We start from the raw sequence: 14,791 nt of genomic DNA, 5'->3' as shown, positions 1-14,791 counted from the left end.
TTGCCGTTGTGGGAAGCCGGGGATCGCCCGGCGGCGGTTCTCATCGCAGGCCCGACCGCCTCGGGCAAGTCGGCCTTGGCGAGCCGCATCGCCCGTGCGGCCGGCGGTGTCGTCGTCAACACGGATTCGATGCAGGTCTATGCGGATCTGCGCGTTCTCACCGCCCGGCCCGATGCGGCCGAGGAGGCGGCCGTGCCGCACCGGCTCTACGGCCATGTGGACGGGGCGACGAACTACTCCCTCGGCCATTTCGCCCGCGATGCGGCGGCCCTGCTCGGGGAGGGCGAGGACCGGATGCCCGTCTTCGTCGGCGGCACCGGCCTGTATTTCCGCGCCCTCGAACAGGGCTTCTCGGAGTTGCCGCCCGTGCCGGAGGCGGTTCGCGCGGAAATCCGCCGTGAAGCGGAGGGGCGGCCCACGGAGGCGCTGCATGCCGACCTCGCCCGCCGCGATCCCGAGGGGGCGGCGCGGCTGCGCCCGAGCGACCGGATGCGGGTGATGCGGGCGCTGGAAATCCTCGCCGCCACCGGCCGCCCCATCGCGAGCTTCTACGGCGACCCCGTGCCCGGGCCGCTGGCGGGCCGGCATCTGGTCAAGCTGTTCCTCGCCCCCGACCGGGCGGTCCTTCGCGAGCGGATCGATGCCCGCTTCCGCACGATGATCGCGGCCGGGGCGCTCGATGAGGTGGCGGCGCTCCGCGCCCGGCGGCTCGATCCGATGCTGCCGGTGATGCGCGCCCACGGCGTGCCGAGCCTGATCGCCCATCTCGACGGCACGCTCGCCCTGGACGAGGCCATCGCCAGGGGGCAGGCCGACACCCGTGCCTATGCCAAGCGGCAATTCACGTGGTTCCGCCACCAGATGGGCGAGGCATGGCGCTGGGTCGATCCCGAGGATGCCGCCCGGCCGGACTTCTGCTAGAGGAACGGCATCTTCCCAAAGCCGCAGATCCTGCCCGTGACTTCTCCCGCCTCCTATGCGGACGAGCCGGCCGCCCTTCCGGGCTGGCGGTTCTCCGTCGCCCCGATGATGGATTGGACCGACCGGCATTGCCGCGCTTTCCACCGGGCGCTGTCGGGCCGGGCGCGGCTCTATACGGAGATGGTCACGACCGGCGCGGTGATCCACGGCGACCGGGAACGGCTACTCGGCTTCTCGGAGGTCGAGCATCCGGTGGCGGTGCAGCTCGGCGGGTCCAACCCGGCCGATCTCGCCGAATCGGCGCGGATCGCCGAAGGGTTCGGCTACGGCGAGATCAACCTCAATGTCGGCTGCCCGTCCGACCGAGTGCAGGAGGGCCGCTTCGGCGCCTGCCTGATGCGCGAGCCCGCCCTCGTCGGCGCGTGCGTCGCCGCCATGAAGGGCGCCGTGCGGGTGCCGGTGACGGTGAAGTGCCGTATCGGCGTCGATGATCAGGATCCCGAAGCCGCCCTCGATGCCCTCGCGGAGGCCGTCGTGGCGGCGGGGGTGGACGGGCTCGTCGTCCATGCCCGCAAAGCTTGGCTCAAGGGCCTGTCGCCGAAGGAGAACCGGGACGTGCCGCCCCTCGATTACAGCCGGGCGGCCCGCCTGAAGCAGGCGCGGCCGTCCCTGCCGCTGGCGGTGAACGGCGGCCTGCGCACCATCGCGGAGGTGCAGGCGCGCCTCGCGGAGGTCGACGGTGCCATGGTCGGCCGCGCGGCCTACATGGAGCCCGCCCTGCTGCTACGGGTCGATCCCGATCTCTACGGCGTGCCGGCGCCCGCGCCCGACGCCTTCGCGGCGCTCGAAGCGTTCGAGCCCTACGTGGCGGGCGTGCTGCAATCGGGCGAGCGCCTTCACGCCGTGACGCGCCACATGCTCGGCCTGTTCAACGGGCGGCCCGGCGCCCGCGCCTTCCGCCGCCACCTCTCGACGCACGGGATGCGGCCCGAGGCGGACCTCGACACCCTGCGCGCGGCCATCGCGCTGGTCTCGCGGGACAGGGGCGACGCGCGGGAAGCCGCCTAGTGCATCGATCCAGACGAAGGCGTCAGCCGTGTCTGGAAAAATTGATGCAAAAACAAGGAGCTAGGGCAGGGACGCATGAACGGAGTGAGTGCGTCACTGCCCTAGCGCCCCTGGGTCATGACCAATTTGTCGCCCCGCACCTCGTAGCGGGAGAGGCGGTCCAGAAATGTCTGGCCGAGGAGGTTGCCGGAGAGGGCGCCGGGCCGGGCCACCATGGCGTTCACGTTGCGCTCGGTGATCGACCCGACCGAAAGGGAGTCCAGTTGGATCGGGGCCGCGCTGGTCGGGCCGTTCGCGGTGGAGACGCGGGCGGTGAACTCGTCGGGCCGGGGCGTGAAGCCGAGGGAGGCCGCGTTCTCGGCCGTCAGCACCACGCTGCTCGCCCCCGTGTCGAACAGGAAGTCCTGGCTCGCCCCGCCGATCTGGCCGCGCACACGGAACGTCCCGTCCGAGCGCCGCGTGACCGTGACCGTCCCGCCGGGGCCGTCCACCGCCGCGCCGGGGCGCAGGTCGCCCATCACCCCCGCGGAGACGTCCTGAAGGCGGTCGCGGTAACTGTAGCCGAGGACGAGGGCCGCGCCGATCAATCCCCAGGCGGCGAGCGCCTGGACGTGGCGTAGCGGCGAGGCCCGGAACTGCCGCCAGAACCCGGCGACGATCAGCGCGAGGATCGTGCCCGTCCACGCGATGTTGGCGAGCATGTCGGGGGAGAAACCGCCGCCGATGGTGTCGCCGCCGTCCGACAGGACGAGGGCGGCGAGGACGAGCCCGAGCGCCCCGAGGCCGAGCCAGATCATGCGCCGGAGGGCTCCGCCAGGGCGGGGTAGGCGGCGCGCAGCCGTGCATCGAGCCCGGCCATGATCGCTTGCCGCTCTGCTTCGCGCATCATCCCCCAGGCGGCGATTTCGGCGCGGGTCCGGCCGCAGCCCCGGCACAGGCCGGTCGCGTCATCGAGCACGCAGATCTTGGTGCAGGGGCTGGACGGCTTGGGCGGGCTGGCGGGCATGCGGGGGATGTGGTGGGACGAGGGTGGCGCGGTCAAGGCGCCAGGGCCGCGACGAGACCGAGCAGGGCGGCGATCTCGGCGGCCTGCTGGCAGGCGCCGATGACGTCGCCCGTCTGCCCGCCGAGGCGCCGCCGGGCGAGGGCGGTGACGCCATAGGCCGCGAGGCCGCAGAGGACGATCATCGCGGCGATCCCGCCCGGCTCGAGCCCGAGGGCGAGGGCGGCGAGCGCCAGCGCCAGCCCGACGAGACCGGCCATCGCGAGGCTCCCGTGGCTGGGGCGCCCGGCGGCGGCCGAGAGCCCGTCGCTGCGGGCGGGGGGCAGCAGCACCATCGGCGCCAGCGCCGCCACCCGCGAGAGGGAGGCGGCGAGGACGAGGCCCGTCGCGGCGGGCAGGCCGGTGCGGTCGAGGAGCGTCGCCAGCGCACCGATCCGCAGGGCGAGGGCGAGGAACAGGGCGAGGGCGCCGTAGGAGCCGATGCGGCTGTCGCGCATGATCGTGAGCATCCGCGCCCGGTCGCCGCCCGCGCCGAGCCCGTCCGCGAGGTCGGCGAGGCCGTCCTCGTGCAGTCCGCCCGTCGTGACGGCGAGGGTCGCCGCCGCGAGGGTCGCCGAGAGGAACGGCCCCAGCCCCCCGAGCCAGCCGGCGGCGAGCACCAGGGCGGCGGGCGCCGCGAGGATCACGCCGGCCAGCGGCAGCATCCGGGGCAGGCGGGTGAAATCCGGAGCGCGGTGGGGGTCCGGCTCGCCCGGCAGTTGCGGTACCGGCAGGCGGGAGTAGAAGCGCAGGCACGCGGCGAGATCGTGCAGGGCCTCGCGCCCTGGCCACTCGGCCTCGCCGCCGGTCTGCCTGTCCATCGAAGCGGTCCCGCATGCCCGGTTCGATGCACCGGCTCCACCATTCATAGCGGGCGGCGCCGGTTTCGTCCGCCCGGAACGCGGCTACCCACAGGATCGAGGCAGCGATGAGCGGGCCCTTCGACGACATCCGCAACCTCGTCCGCACCATGCCGGGCGCCGATGCCGAGGCCGCCGCCACCGTCGCCGAGCGCGATGCGGTGCTCACCAAGCCCGCAGGCGCCCTCGGCCGGCTCGAGGATCTCGTCGCGTGGCTCGCCGCATGGCAGGCCAAGGCGCCCCCGAGCTTCGACCGGCCGCTGGTCTGCGTCTTCGCCGGCAGCCACGGGGTGACGAGGAAGGGCGTCTCGGCCTTCCCCGATGCCGTGAACCGCCAGATGCTCGACAATTTCGCGGCCGGCGGCGCGGCCATCAACCAACTCTGCTCGGCCTATGGGCTCGGCTTCAAGGTGTTCGACCTCGCCCTCGACGTGCCGACCGGCGACATCACCGAGGGCCCGGCGCTGGACGAGCGCGCCTGCGTCGCCACCATGGCCTTCGGCATGGAGGCGGTGGCGGCGGGCACCGATTGTCTCGGCATCGGCGAAATGGGCATCGGCAACACCACCGTCGCGGCGGCGCTCTACGCCGCCCTGCTCGGGGGCGATCCCGCCCGTTGGGTCGGGCGCGGCACGGGCGTCGATGGCGCGGGGTTCTCGCGCAAGGTCGCGGCGGTGGAGGCGGCGCTCGCCTGCCATGCCGGGCATCTCGACGATCCGCTCGAAGTCCTGCGCCGCCTCGGCGGACGCGAGATCGCGGCGATGGCGGGCGCCATCCTCGCCGCGCGGCTGCAGCATGTGCCGGTGGTGATCGACGGCTACGTCTCCACCGCCGCGGCGGCGGTGCTCCATGCGCTCGATCCGTCCGCCCTCGATCATTGCGTCGCGGGCCATGTCTCGGCCGAGGGCGCCCATGCCGAGGTGCTGGAACGGCTCGGCCTGAAGCCGGTCGTGTCGCTCGGGATGCGCCTCGGCGAAGGCTCCGGCGCCGCCGTGGCGATGGGGATCATCAAGGGCGCGCTCGCCTGCCATAAGGGCATGGCGACCTTCGCCCAGGCGGGGGTCTCCGAGAAGGCGGCGCCCCCCACGGGGTGACGCCGCGCTCTCCCGGCGGGAACCCCCCGCCGCCCTTGCGGGCGGAGCGAAGCGATCTCAGCCGGTCTTCTCGATGTTCCAGAAGAATTGGACCGGCGCCATGACCATGCCCTTGAGCTTCCTGCTCACGGCCATCGGTTGCTGAACGAGGCCCGCCGGGGCGTAGGGCACGACGGAGAAGGCCCTCTCCTCGATCTGTGCCGCCAGCGCCTTCTGCCGCGCCTCGTCGGTGGTCGCGATCCATTCGTTGCGCAGGCCCTCGAGCATCGGGTCGTCCGGCCAGCCGAACCATGCCGCCTGGCCGTTGGCGCGGATCAGCGGGTGCAGGGCCGGGTTGAGGACGTCGGCACCCGACCAGAGGGTGTGGAACACCGACCAGCCCCCGGCATCGACCGGCCCCCGGTTGCCGCGCCGGGCGATGAAGCTGCCCCAGTCGGTGGAGACCAGATCGACGTTCATCCCGAGCTGCTTGAGAAGATCCTGGGTCACGAGCGACTGGTTGTAGGCGATCGGCTGATCGGCCGGCGCCAGCAACACCACCCGCTCCCCCGCGTAGCCGGCCTTGGCCAGCATCGCCTTGGCCTTGGCGAGGTCCGCCTGCATGGCGGCGCCCCCGCCCGCCCCAGTCGACATCGGCGAGCCTGGCGTGAAGAAGGTCTTGGCTTCCTTGTAGTATTCCGGATTGCCGACCACCGCCTGAAGATAGTCGTCCTGTTTCATGGCCATCATCACGGCCCGCCGGATCTCGGGATTGTTGAACGGCGGCTGCGTGTGGTTGAACCGCATCAGCAGGATCACCCCGAGCGGCACGTTGCGGATCTCGATGTCCGATTTGCCCTTCAGAACGGGAATGAGGTCGATCGGCGGCTGCTCGTACCAATCGACAGCGCCCTGCATCATGGCGCCGACCGCCGCCGAGGCCTCCGTGAGCGCGAGCCATTCGATCCGGTCGATCTTGGCGACCTTGCCGCCGGCCGCCCAGGAGGGCGGCTCCTCGCGCGGCCGGTAGGCGGCGTGGCGTGTGTAGATCGCGTTCTGGCCCGGGATCCATTCACGCGCCTCGAAGCGCCACGGGCCGGAGCCGAGCGCCTCGGTGATCGGCTTGGAGGCATCCTGCCGGGCGATGCGCTCCGGCATGATGAAGGGCACGTTGGACGACAGCTTGCCCAAAGCCGCCGGCAGCAGCGGGAAGGGCTGTTTCAGGCTGATGGTGAAGGTCCGCGCGTCCTCCTGCCCGTACTCCGCCACGAACCCGGCCAGCGTCTGCCCGAAGGCATCCCGCTTGGACCAGCGCGCGATGGAGGCGATGCAGTCCTTCGCCTCGACGGGGGTGCCGTCGTGGAAGGTGAGCCTGTCCCGGAGATGGAAGGTCCAGCGCAGGCCGTCCGGCGCCGTCTGCCACGCGCTGACCATCTGGGGCTGGATCCGGAACGACTCGTCTGTCGCGAACAGCGTGTCGTAGACGAGGTAGCCGTGGTTGCGGATCACGTAGCTCGTGGCGACGATCGGATCGAGGGATGGCAGCGGCGTCGAGGGGATGAAGCGCAACACGCTGCCGCCCGACTGCGCCCTCGCACGATAGGGGAGGCCGATCCCGGCGGCGGCCGCCGAGGCGGTGCCGGCCAGTAGCTGGCGACGGTGGAGCGTCATCGCGGTCGACCCCTCTTGTGCTCGGGCATCGATGCCCTCATGATTTTATACAATTTCAAGCCAAGGGTCGGCCGTCAAGGGTTCTGTTTCGGGTGGGAATGTTGAGTGGGCGAAACGATGAAGAACCGGACCATCGCGGGTTCGATCGGCGCCGAGATCCGGCAGCGCATCCTCGACGGGCGCTATCCGGCCGGGTCGCAGCTGCGCCAGGACGGCTTGGCGGCGGAATTCGGCGCCAGCCGGATTCCCGTCCGCGAGGCGTTGTTCCAGCTTGAAGCCGAGGGGTTGGTGCGGATCCATCCGCACCGGGGCGCGACGGTGGCGCCGCTATCCCCGGCCGATGCGGCCGAAGCCCTGGAACTCCGGTCGATCCTCGAGCCGCGCCTCCTCGCGCTCTCCGCACCCCGGTTGACGGAAGCCGATTTCGATCATGCCGACAGGCTGTTGGACGATTACGCCGCCGCCCTGCGCGACGGTGCGACAGCCCGCTGGGGGACGCTCAACACGCAGCTGCACCTTCTCCTCTACAGCCGTGCGGATCGCCCGCGCTCGCTCGGCCTCGTTGGCTCCCTGTTGACGGAATGCGACCGCTACACCCGTGTCCAGCTTTCGACCGACGCGGCGGAGCTGGCGCGGGCCGACCGCGAGCATCGCGAGATCGTCCGCCTCTGCCGGAACGGGCATGCATCGGCCGCCTGCGCCCTCCTGTTCGATCACATCACGCATGTCTCGACCGCGCTGCTGGCGTTTCTCAGCGAACCGAAGGTGCGCACCGAGAACGTCCATATTGTATAAAATCCTTGCGCGGGAGGCTGATCGCTGTCACAGAAAGGCGACCCGCCCGGCGCGCCGACGCCGCTGCGCCCCTGCCTCCTCAGACCGGACGAACCGCCGATGGCCTCCGACCGACAGATCTTCTCCGGCACGATCCCGGCCCTGATGACGCCCTGCCGCCCGGATCGGTCGCCCGATTTCGAGGCGCTGGCCCGCAAGGGGAGGGAACTCGTCGCGGCGGGGATGTCGGCGGTCGTCTATTGCGGCTCGATGGGGGATTGGCCGCTCCTGACCGACGAGGAGCGGATGGAGGGCGTCGAGCGGCTTCTCGCGGCCGGCGTGAAGGTGATCGTGGGGACGGGAGCCCAGAACCCGAAGCGGGCGGCGGCGCTCGCCGCCCATGCCAAGGCGGCCGGCGCCCATGGCCTGATGGTCATTCCGCGCGTCCTGTCGCGCGGCAGTGCCGCCTCCGCGCAGGAAGCGCATTTCGCCGGTATCCTGGAGGCGGCGGTCGACCTGCCGGCGGTGATCTACAACAGCCCCTATTACGGGTTCGAGACCCGGGCGGACCTCTTCTTCCGCCTGCGTGCCCGCTACCCCCATCTCGTCGGGTTCAAGGAGTTCGGCGGCGCCCAGTCGCTGACCTACGCGGCCGAGCACATCACCGGTCAGTCCCCCGACATCACCCTGATGGTCGGCGTGGATACGCAGGTGGTGCACGGCTACGTGAATTGCGGTGCCAAGGGGGCCATCACGGGCATCGGCAACGTCCTGCCGCGCGAGGTGCTGCACCTCGTGTCGCTGTGCGAGAAGGCGGCCACGGGCGACGTCTCGGCGCGGCGGAGAGCGATGGAGCTCGATTCGGCCCTCGGGATCCTGTCGAGCTTCGACGAGGGGACCGACCTCGTTCTCTTCTACAAGTACCTGATGGTCCTAGAGGGGAACCCGGAATACGCCCTGCATTTCAATGCCTCCGACGAGTTGAGCGCCGGGCAGCGCCATTACGCGGAGACGCAGTTGAAGCTATTCAAGGCGTGGTACGCATCGTGGGCCGAGGAATGCGCACGGGACGCGGCCTGACCGTCTCGAACCGGAAGGGCCGGCGCACTGCGCCTTTGCGCCGGAGGGGCCGTCGGCGCTATGGCGGGGGCGCGATCGTTCACAGCCCACGAACCCCGTCATGAGAATCACCCAGGCCTTCACCTTCGAGGCGGCCCACCGCCTGCCGAACGTTCCGGCGACCCATCGCTGCCACCGGATGCACGGGCATTCCTACCGGGTCGAATTGACCGTCGAGGGGCCGGTCGATGAGCGGACGGGCTGGGTGATCGACTTCTACGACATCGAGTCGATCTTCGGCCCGCTCCTGCTGCGGCTCGACCATCATTGCCTCAACGAGGTCGAGGGGCTCGAAAACCCCACCGCCGAGAACATCGCGGCCTGGATCTGGCATCGCCTGAAGCCGGACCTGCCCGGCCTCGCGCGGGTGCGGATCAACGAGACGCCGATGTCCTGGGCCGACTACGATGGTGACTGAGCGCATCGCGGGAGACGACGCGGCCCTCGTCCTGTTCTCCGGCGGGCAGGATTCGGCCACCTGCCTCGCCTGGGCGCTCGACCGTTACGTCCGCGTCGAGACGCTGGGCTTCGATTACGGCCAGCGCCACCGGATCGAACTCGATTGCCGGGAGAGCCTGCGCACCGGCCTCGTGGGCATCGACGCCGTCTGGGGGCAGCGCCTCGGCGAGGATCACGTGCTCTCCCTCGACGCGCTGGGCGCCGTCTCCGACACGGCGCTAACCCGTGAGACCGAGATCGGCTTCGAGGCGTCGGGCCTGCCGAACACCTTCGTGCCGGGGCGCAACCTCGTCTTCCTGACCTTCGCCGCCGCGCTCGCCTACCGGCGGGGCATCCGGCACATCGTCGCCGGCATGTGCGAGACGGATTATTCCGGCTACCCGGATTGCCGGGACGACACGGTGAAGGCCCTGCAGGTGGCGCTGAACCTCGGCATGGAGCGCCGCTTCGTGCTGCACACCCCGCTGATGTGGATCGACAAGGCAGCGACGTGGCGCCTCGCGCAATCCCTCGGCGGCGCGAGGCTCACGGACCTCATCGTGGAGGAGAGCCACACCTGCTACCTCGGCGAGCGCGGGGCGCGCCACGCATGGGGCTATGGCTGCGGCCAATGCCCCGCCTGCCGGTTGAGGGCCGAAGGCTACGCGCGCTTCACGGCGACGGCGGCCTAGAACCGGCGGCGAGCCCGCCGACCAGGGCCGCCAGCGTATCCCCGAAGGCGGCCGGGCTCGCGAAGAGCCGTTCCATCAACAGCGCCCCTTCCAGGGTGGCGAGGATCGCGCGGGCCTGCGTCGCGGGGTCGAGTCCGGGGCGCAGGCTCCCGTCGGCCACGCCCTCGCCCAGCACCTCCTCCAGCCACGCGAGGTGCTTGCGGAAGAACGCCACGACGTCCGCGCGCAGGCGCTCCGGCAGCGCCTCGCCCTCGATGGCCAGCGCCGCGCAGAGGCAGCCGAGCCCCTGCTCGACCCCGCCGAGATAGAGCTTGCCATAGGCGGCGATGCGCCCCGGCCCGTCCGGCACCTCGGCGCGGATGGAGGCCATCGCCTCGGCGTACCGGGATTCGTAGGCCGCGATCAGCGCGGCGGCGAGGTCGGCCTTGGTCGGGAAATGATGGTGGATGCTCGCCTTGCGGATGCCCACCGCCGCCGAGAGGTCGGCATAGCTGAATCCGGCATAGCCCCGGCTGCGCACCAGGGTCTCCGCCTCCATCAGCAACTCGGCCCGGGTGTCCCGCATCGCTCTCCTCGGCTCTGCATCACGATCACGGAATCATCAGCGCCGCTTGACGCCCCTGGAAATCTACCTACTAATTGGTCGGAAAGAAAGACCGGGAGGTTTCGGCATGGCGGCTTCGTCCGTTCATCCGACGAGAAGCGGCCTGACACGGCGGCAATCGCTGTTCGGCGGCCTGTGCCTGTGCTGTCTCGGGACGGCCGGCCTCTCGCCGCGCGCCTACGCCGAATCCTTCACGATGGACGAGGTCGGCCCCGGTATCTTCATCCGCAAGGGCCTCATCGCCGATGCCGATGCGCAGAACCTGGATGCCATCGCCAATATCGGCTTCATCGTCGGCAAGAGCGGCGTGCTCGTCACCGAATCCGGCGGGAGCCTCGCGGACGGGCAATGGCTGCGGGGCGAGATTGCCAAGCGCACGGACAAGCCGATCACCCACGTGGTGCTGACCCATGTCCACCCGGACCACGCCTTCGGCGCCGGGGCCTTCGCGGCGGACAAGCCGGTCTACGTCGGCCACGCCAAGCTGAAGGAGGCGCTGGACGCGCGCGGCGAGTTCTACCGCAAGCGCCTCATCGACCTGTTCGGGGAGGAGAAGACCGGGCCGGTCGTCTACCCGACGATGGCGGTGGCGGACACCGCCGAGATCGACCTCGGCGACCGCAAGCTCGCCTTCACCGCCCACGGCCCGGCGCATACGACGAGCGACCTGTCGATGCGCGATTCCCTGAGCGGCCTGCTCTTCCCGGCGGACCTGCTCTTCGTGGAACGAATCCCCTCCCTCGACGGCAGCCTGAAGGGTTGGCTGACGGAGCTGGAGCGGATCAAGTCAACCGGCGCCGCGCAGGCGGTGCCCGGCCATGGCCCGGTGCGGGTCGAACTGGCTCCAGCGGTGGCGGACCTCACCGCCTATCTCACCGCCCTCCGGGACGAGACCAAGGCGGCCATCGCCAAGGACGTGCCTATCGACAAGGCGGTCGGATTGGTCGCGCAGGGCCAGCAGGACAAGTGGAAGCTGTTCGAGCACTATAACCGCCGCAACGTGACGGTGGCTTACCAGGAACTCGAGTGGGATTGATCCGTCATCAACCGATAAACACAACAACGGGAGACCACGCCATGCGCCCGACCCTCGCCTTCGCCCTCGCTTTTTCCGCCGCGACCCTGTTCGCGCCGCTCGCCCAGGCGGCGGGCGCGTCCGATACCGAACAGGAGCGCAACGCGCGCTGGCAGGAGATCGCCAAGTCGATCTTCGGCGACAAGACAATCGAATCCACCGATACGCTGGTGAAGATCGAAGCGCCCAAGCGCGCCGAGGACGCGGCCCTCGTGCCGATCACCCTGTCGATGCCCGACCGCGACAAGATCAAGTCGGTCTCGCTCATCATCGACGACAACCCGGCGCCCTACGCCGCCAAGTTCGAGTTCGGCCCGGCCGCCGACACCCGCGAGCTGAAGCTGCGCGTGCGGGTGAACAACTACACGGACATGCACGCCGTGGTGGAGACGCCGGACGGCAAACTCTACGAGGCGAAGCAGTTCGTGAAGGCCTCCGGCGGCTGCTCGGCGCCCATGGGCATGAGCGACGAGGAGGCCATGAAGGGCATGGGCGACATGCGCATGAAGTTCGCGGAGGTGCAGCCCGGCAAGCCCGTCGAGGCGACGCTGATGATCCGCCACCCGAACTTCTCGGGCATGCAGATGAACCAGGTGACGCGTGATTTCACGCCGGCCCGCTACATCGACAAGGTCACGGTCTCGGCCGGCGACGAGACCGTCTTCACCATGACGGGCGACATCTCCATCGCCTCGAACCCGGTGATCAATTTCGGCTTCAAGCCGGATGGGAAGGCACTCAAGGTGGCAGCGAGCGACAACCAGGGCGGTCGCTGGTCGCACAGCTTCAACGCGCCGAGCCCGACGAACTGATGGGGCCTCGCGGCCTTTATCTGGGGCGGGCGGCGGCCATTGCGGCGGCCGCCCTCTGCCTCGCCGCCGCCGAGCCCGCCGACTCGCCGGTGAACGTGCCGGAGCCGCCGGGTCTCTATACCGGCCCGCAGCGGGGCTACACGCCCCCGACCCTGAAGGGCGCCCGCGTCGTCGACGGGGCGACGGTCGCGGAGATGATCGCGGGCCCGGACAAGCCGGTGCTGATCGACGTGGCCATGCGCGAGCGCAAGCCCGCCAACTTCCCCGAGGGCCGGCTGTGGTTGCCGGTCCACCCGTCGATTCCCGGCGCGGTCTGGCTGCCGAACGCGGGCGCGGCGCCCCTGCCGCCGGAGCGCGAGACCCTGTTCTTCGGCCGCGTGGAGCAACTGACCGGCGGCGACAAGGCGAAGCCCATCGTGGTCTTCTGCCATGTGGAGTGCTGGGGAAGCTGGAACGCCGGCAAGCGCCTCGTGGACAAGGGCTACACGGCGGTGAGCTGGTTCCCGCAAGGCGTCGAGGGTTGGCAGGATTTCCACGAGACCCGGAACCTCACCGAGGACCCGGAGTGGAAGCAGGCCACCGGCCCCTGACATCTCCTCCGTTCCGCCGCGACCGGCCCCTGTCTCGGGGCGTCGCCTGTCGTATAAGGCGCCACGCCGGATCCCGGCGGTGAGCGTTGGGAGCGCGGGATGTCCCAGGTCATCCAATCCCGCCGCCTGCGGGCGGTGGACATGGGCAAGCGCAAGGCCGAGGGGCGCAAGATCGTCGCCCTCACGGCCTACCACGCGCACACGGCCGGCATCGTCGATGCCTTCTGCGATTTCATCCTCGTGGGCGATTCCCTCGGCATGGTGATGCACGGGATGGAATCGACCATCCCCGTCACCCTGGAGATGATGATCCTCCAGGCGCAGGCGGTGATGCGCGGCACCGCGAAGGCGCTGGTCGTCGTGGACATGCCCTTCGGCTCCTACGAGGCGAGCCGGGAGCAGGCCTTCGTCAACGCTTCCCGCGTGCTCAAGGAGACCGGCGCCGGGGCGATCAAGATGGAGGGCGGCGCCCATTTCGCCGACACGGTGGCCTTCCTCGTGCAGCGCGGCGTGCCGGTGATGGGCCATATCGGCCTCACGCCGCAGGCGGTGAACGTGATGGGCGGCTTCAAGGTGCAGGGCCGCGCGCCGGACGACGAGCGCCGCCTGCTGGAGGATGCCCGCGCCATCTCCGAGGCGGGGGCCTTCGCGATTGTGCTGGAGGGCATCGTGGAGCCCGTGGCGCGGGCCATCGCCACCTCCCCGAAGGTGACGGCGGCCACCATCGGCATCGGCGCCTCCTCCGTCTGCGACGGGCAGATCCTCGTGCTGGAGGACATGCTCGGCCTGTCCGAGCGGACGCCGAAATTCGTGCGCCAGTTCGGTTCGTTGCGCGCCCATATCGAGGGGGCGGTGCAGGCCTATGCCGAGGAGGTCCGCGCCGGGACCTTCCCGGGGCGGGACCAGACCTACGGTTAGAGCGACCCGACCCGGCGCGCGGACAGGCGCAGGCCCGGCGCCGGGCGTTCCAGCAGCACCTCCCGGCGGAAGCGCACGAGGCGGGCGGGGCGGCCCGCCGCGCCGCTGGTGAGGCTCTCCGTCTCCTCGACCAGCCCCTGCTGGGCGACGAGGCGGCGGAAATTCTGCTTGTGCAATTGCACGCCCGACAGCGCCTCGACGGTGCGCTGCAATTGCAGCAGCGTGAATTCCGGCGGCATCAGCTCGAACACGACGGGGCGGTATTTGATCTTGCCGCGCAGGCGCCCGATCGCCGTGGCGAGCACGCGGCGATGGTCGAAGGCCATCGGCACGCCGGTCGGGTCGCCCGCTCGGCCCGGCCCCGGATTGCCCCGCGATTCGGGGATTAGCCCCGCCTCGAACAGCAACTCGTAGCGTTCGAGCACACGCTCCTCGTTCCAGGTGCCGCCGTTCATGCCGAAGGTCAGGCCCAACCGGTCGAGGCGGCGCTGGCGCAGGGCCTTGTCCGGGGTCTCGGCGGCCCAGGCCATGAGACGGGGCTCGATGGCATCGAGTTGCGCGGGGCGACCCCGGCGGAAATCCTCGTAGGGCAGGTAGCGGTACCAATTGTGCCACGCGGCCTCGGCGAGGCCGGCGGGACGCTCCTCCCGCACCAGGGCGAGATAGGCCACGGACAGGGCATGCGCGGCCGGCGCGTCCTCACTGCCGGAACGGTCGCGGTCGCCGAAGGTGTAAAGCTGCTCGACATAGCCGAGGCGCTGGTTGGTCTGGCGTTCCACCCAGGCGCGCAGCCCGCGTTCCAGGGTGGCGTGCTCCGGCACCAGGGGGCCGGCGGGAAGGCCGTCGCCCCGGCAGGTGGCCTGTCCGGGAACGCGAATCGTCAGGGCGCGGGGCTCGCCTTCGTTGGCGGCCACGATCACCGCCACGAGGCCCACGGCCGAGCGGTCGGTCTCCGGTTGCCCGTCGCCCGCGCCCGTCCTTCCGCCCATCTTCTCCTCGGCGACCGACATGCGCCCGGACTCGTCTCCCGCCTGCCCGAGGCCGCCCCGCGTGAAGCCGCCCGGCGCTATAGGCGCGAGGACGGGCCATCCGTCAACGCGGCGGGGCGGCACTGGTATGCTGCTCAGAGAAGAG

Annotated in this window: 17 protein-coding genes; 11 read left to right on the top strand and 6 right to left on the bottom strand. The window is 70.5% G+C overall.

The features are described from left to right. A complete protein-coding gene (gene miaA / locus ACXJ1Y_RS13620) occupies window positions 1–921 on the top strand; it encodes a tRNA (adenosine(37)-N6)-dimethylallyltransferase MiaA (RefSeq protein WP_463846775.1) in 921 nt (306 codons plus the stop codon). Window positions 922–957: 36 nt separating this feature from the next. Next, the gene (gene dusA / locus ACXJ1Y_RS13615) at window positions 958–1,989 is read left to right on the top strand and encodes a tRNA dihydrouridine(20/20a) synthase DusA (RefSeq protein WP_463846774.1); all 1,032 of its coding nucleotides are present in this window, start codon (window positions 958–960) and stop codon (window positions 1,987–1,989) included. Window positions 1,990–2,090: 101 nt separating this feature from the next. Here dusA and ACXJ1Y_RS13610 read toward each other — a convergent pair whose 3' ends face one another. From ACXJ1Y_RS13610 to cobS, 3 genes are read right to left on the bottom strand one after another with little or no spacing between them, the layout of a single operon-like run. After that, entirely contained in the window at window positions 2,091–2,786 is a 696-nt protein-coding gene (locus ACXJ1Y_RS13610) for a retropepsin-like aspartic protease family protein (protein ID WP_463846773.1), read from the bottom strand. Beyond that, window positions 2,783–2,995, bottom strand: a complete 213-nt coding sequence (locus ACXJ1Y_RS13605) for a DUF1289 domain-containing protein (protein WP_463850119.1) — start codon at window positions 2,993–2,995, stop codon at window positions 2,783–2,785. The genes ACXJ1Y_RS13610 and ACXJ1Y_RS13605 overlap by 4 nt, the downstream gene beginning before the upstream one ends. A 32-nt stretch (window positions 2,996–3,027) precedes the next feature. Continuing rightward, a complete protein-coding gene (gene cobS / locus ACXJ1Y_RS13600; protein WP_463846772.1) occupies window positions 3,028–3,852 on the bottom strand; it encodes an adenosylcobinamide-GDP ribazoletransferase in 825 nt (274 codons plus the stop codon). A 107-nt stretch (window positions 3,853–3,959) separates the two neighbouring features. Between cobS and cobT the strand changes: the two genes are divergently transcribed. Next, a complete protein-coding gene (cobT, locus tag ACXJ1Y_RS13595) occupies window positions 3,960–4,985 on the top strand; it encodes a nicotinate-nucleotide--dimethylbenzimidazole phosphoribosyltransferase (RefSeq protein ID WP_463846771.1) in 1,026 nt (341 codons plus the stop codon). A 57-nt stretch (window positions 4,986–5,042) separates the two neighbouring features. Here the strand turns inward: cobT and ACXJ1Y_RS13590 are convergent, their stop codons facing one another. Further along, window positions 5,043–6,635: an ABC transporter substrate-binding protein gene (locus tag ACXJ1Y_RS13590; RefSeq protein WP_463846770.1), complete on the bottom strand. Its 1,593-nt coding sequence runs from the start codon at window positions 6,633–6,635 to the stop codon at window positions 5,043–5,045. Window positions 6,636–6,752: 117 nt separating this feature from the next. Here ACXJ1Y_RS13590 and ACXJ1Y_RS13585 point away from each other — a divergent pair, with 117 nt between their 5' ends. The 4 genes from ACXJ1Y_RS13585 to queC all read left to right on the top strand — a co-directional run bounded on the left by ACXJ1Y_RS13585 (window position 6,753) and on the right by queC (window position 9,658). Then, window positions 6,753–7,430: a GntR family transcriptional regulator gene (locus ACXJ1Y_RS13585; protein WP_463850118.1), complete on the top strand. Its 678-nt coding sequence runs from the start codon at window positions 6,753–6,755 to the stop codon at window positions 7,428–7,430. Between the two features lie 99 nt (window positions 7,431–7,529). After that, window positions 7,530–8,489 carry a dihydrodipicolinate synthase family protein gene (locus ACXJ1Y_RS13580; protein ID WP_463846769.1) on the top strand — a complete coding sequence of 320 codons (960 nt, stop codon included), beginning with the start codon at window positions 7,530–7,532 and terminating at the stop codon, window positions 8,487–8,489. Between the two features lie 100 nt (window positions 8,490–8,589). Next, a complete protein-coding gene (gene queD, locus ACXJ1Y_RS13575) occupies window positions 8,590–8,946 on the top strand; it encodes a 6-carboxytetrahydropterin synthase QueD (RefSeq protein ID WP_463846768.1) in 357 nt (118 codons plus the stop codon). After that, on the top strand, window positions 8,936–9,658 hold the full coding sequence (gene queC, locus ACXJ1Y_RS13570) for a 7-cyano-7-deazaguanine synthase QueC (protein WP_463846767.1): 723 nt from the start codon (window positions 8,936–8,938) through the stop codon (window positions 9,656–9,658). Before queD ends, queC begins: the two co-directional genes overlap by 11 nt. On the opposite strand, the gene ACXJ1Y_RS13565 is transcribed toward queC, so the two are convergent. After that, on the bottom strand, window positions 9,639–10,223 hold the full coding sequence (locus ACXJ1Y_RS13565; protein WP_463846766.1) for a TetR/AcrR family transcriptional regulator: 585 nt from the start codon (window positions 10,221–10,223) through the stop codon (window positions 9,639–9,641). The genes queC and ACXJ1Y_RS13565 overlap by 20 nt on opposite strands. A 106-nt stretch (window positions 10,224–10,329) precedes the next feature. On the opposite strand from ACXJ1Y_RS13565, the gene ACXJ1Y_RS13560 reads away from it, so the two are divergent. The 4 genes from ACXJ1Y_RS13560 (at window position 10,330) to panB (ending at window position 13,657) form a co-directional block, all read left to right on the top strand. Then, window positions 10,330–11,298, top strand: coding sequence for a quinoprotein relay system zinc metallohydrolase 2 (locus ACXJ1Y_RS13560; RefSeq protein ID WP_463846765.1), 969 nt, complete (start codon window positions 10,330–10,332; stop codon window positions 11,296–11,298). Window positions 11,299–11,339: 41 nt separating this feature from the next. Further along, window positions 11,340–12,149, top strand: coding sequence for a quinoprotein dehydrogenase-associated SoxYZ-like carrier (locus ACXJ1Y_RS13555; protein ID WP_463846764.1), 810 nt, complete (start codon window positions 11,340–11,342; stop codon window positions 12,147–12,149). Next, on the top strand, window positions 12,149–12,739 hold the full coding sequence (locus ACXJ1Y_RS13550) for a rhodanese-like domain-containing protein (protein ID WP_463846763.1): 591 nt from the start codon (window positions 12,149–12,151) through the stop codon (window positions 12,737–12,739). Before ACXJ1Y_RS13555 ends, ACXJ1Y_RS13550 begins: the two co-directional genes overlap by 1 nt. A gap of 99 nt (window positions 12,740–12,838) precedes the next feature. After that, window positions 12,839–13,657, top strand: coding sequence for a 3-methyl-2-oxobutanoate hydroxymethyltransferase (gene panB / locus ACXJ1Y_RS13545; RefSeq protein WP_463846762.1), 819 nt, complete (start codon window positions 12,839–12,841; stop codon window positions 13,655–13,657). Here panB and ACXJ1Y_RS13540 read toward each other — a convergent pair. Then, complete coding sequence (locus tag ACXJ1Y_RS13540; protein ID WP_463846761.1) at window positions 13,654–14,667, bottom strand: NUDIX hydrolase; 1,014 nt, start codon at window positions 14,665–14,667, stop codon at window positions 13,654–13,656. The genes panB and ACXJ1Y_RS13540 overlap by 4 nt on opposite strands. Window positions 14,668–14,791 lie beyond the last annotated feature (124 nt).

The sequence above is a fragment of the Methylobacterium sp. TK26 genome (assembly GCF_055361565.1).
Note: the sequence above shows the minus strand (reverse complement) of the source record. Positions and strands in the feature narration are given on the sequence as shown.

What these genes read in the sequence shown, in the direction of transcription:
- ACXJ1Y_RS13610 (WP_463846773.1), bottom strand. Translation starts at nt 2,786, where the DNA reads ATGATCTGGCTCGGCCTCGGGGCGCTCGGGCTCGTCCTCGCCGCCCTC.
- ACXJ1Y_RS13605 (WP_463850119.1), bottom strand. Translation starts at nt 2,995, where the DNA reads ATGCCCGCCAGCCCGCCCAAGCCGTCCAGCCCCTGCACCAAGATCTGC.
- cobS (WP_463846772.1), bottom strand. Translation starts at nt 3,852, where the DNA reads ATGGACAGGCAGACCGGCGGCGAGGCCGAGTGGCCAGGGCGCGAGGCC.
- cobT (WP_463846771.1), top strand. Translation starts at nt 3,960, where the DNA reads ATGAGCGGGCCCTTCGACGACATCCGCAACCTCGTCCGCACCATGCCG.
- ACXJ1Y_RS13590 (WP_463846770.1), bottom strand. Translation starts at nt 6,635, where the DNA reads ATGACGCTCCACCGTCGCCAGCTACTGGCCGGCACCGCCTCGGCGGCC.
- ACXJ1Y_RS13585 (WP_463850118.1), top strand. Translation starts at nt 6,753, where the DNA reads ATGAAGAACCGGACCATCGCGGGTTCGATCGGCGCCGAGATCCGGCAG.
- ACXJ1Y_RS13580 (WP_463846769.1), top strand. Translation starts at nt 7,530, where the DNA reads ATGGCCTCCGACCGACAGATCTTCTCCGGCACGATCCCGGCCCTGATG.
- queD (WP_463846768.1), top strand. Translation starts at nt 8,590, where the DNA reads ATGAGAATCACCCAGGCCTTCACCTTCGAGGCGGCCCACCGCCTGCCG.
- queC (WP_463846767.1), top strand. Translation starts at nt 8,936, where the DNA reads ATGGTGACTGAGCGCATCGCGGGAGACGACGCGGCCCTCGTCCTGTTC.
- ACXJ1Y_RS13565 (WP_463846766.1), bottom strand. Translation starts at nt 10,223, where the DNA reads ATGCGGGACACCCGGGCCGAGTTGCTGATGGAGGCGGAGACCCTGGTG.
- ACXJ1Y_RS13560 (WP_463846765.1), top strand. Translation starts at nt 10,330, where the DNA reads ATGGCGGCTTCGTCCGTTCATCCGACGAGAAGCGGCCTGACACGGCGG.
- ACXJ1Y_RS13555 (WP_463846764.1), top strand. Translation starts at nt 11,340, where the DNA reads ATGCGCCCGACCCTCGCCTTCGCCCTCGCTTTTTCCGCCGCGACCCTG.
- ACXJ1Y_RS13550 (WP_463846763.1), top strand. Translation starts at nt 12,149, where the DNA reads ATGGGGCCTCGCGGCCTTTATCTGGGGCGGGCGGCGGCCATTGCGGCG.
- panB (WP_463846762.1), top strand. Translation starts at nt 12,839, where the DNA reads ATGTCCCAGGTCATCCAATCCCGCCGCCTGCGGGCGGTGGACATGGGC.
- ACXJ1Y_RS13540 (WP_463846761.1), bottom strand. Translation starts at nt 14,667, where the DNA reads ATGTCGGTCGCCGAGGAGAAGATGGGCGGAAGGACGGGCGCGGGCGAC.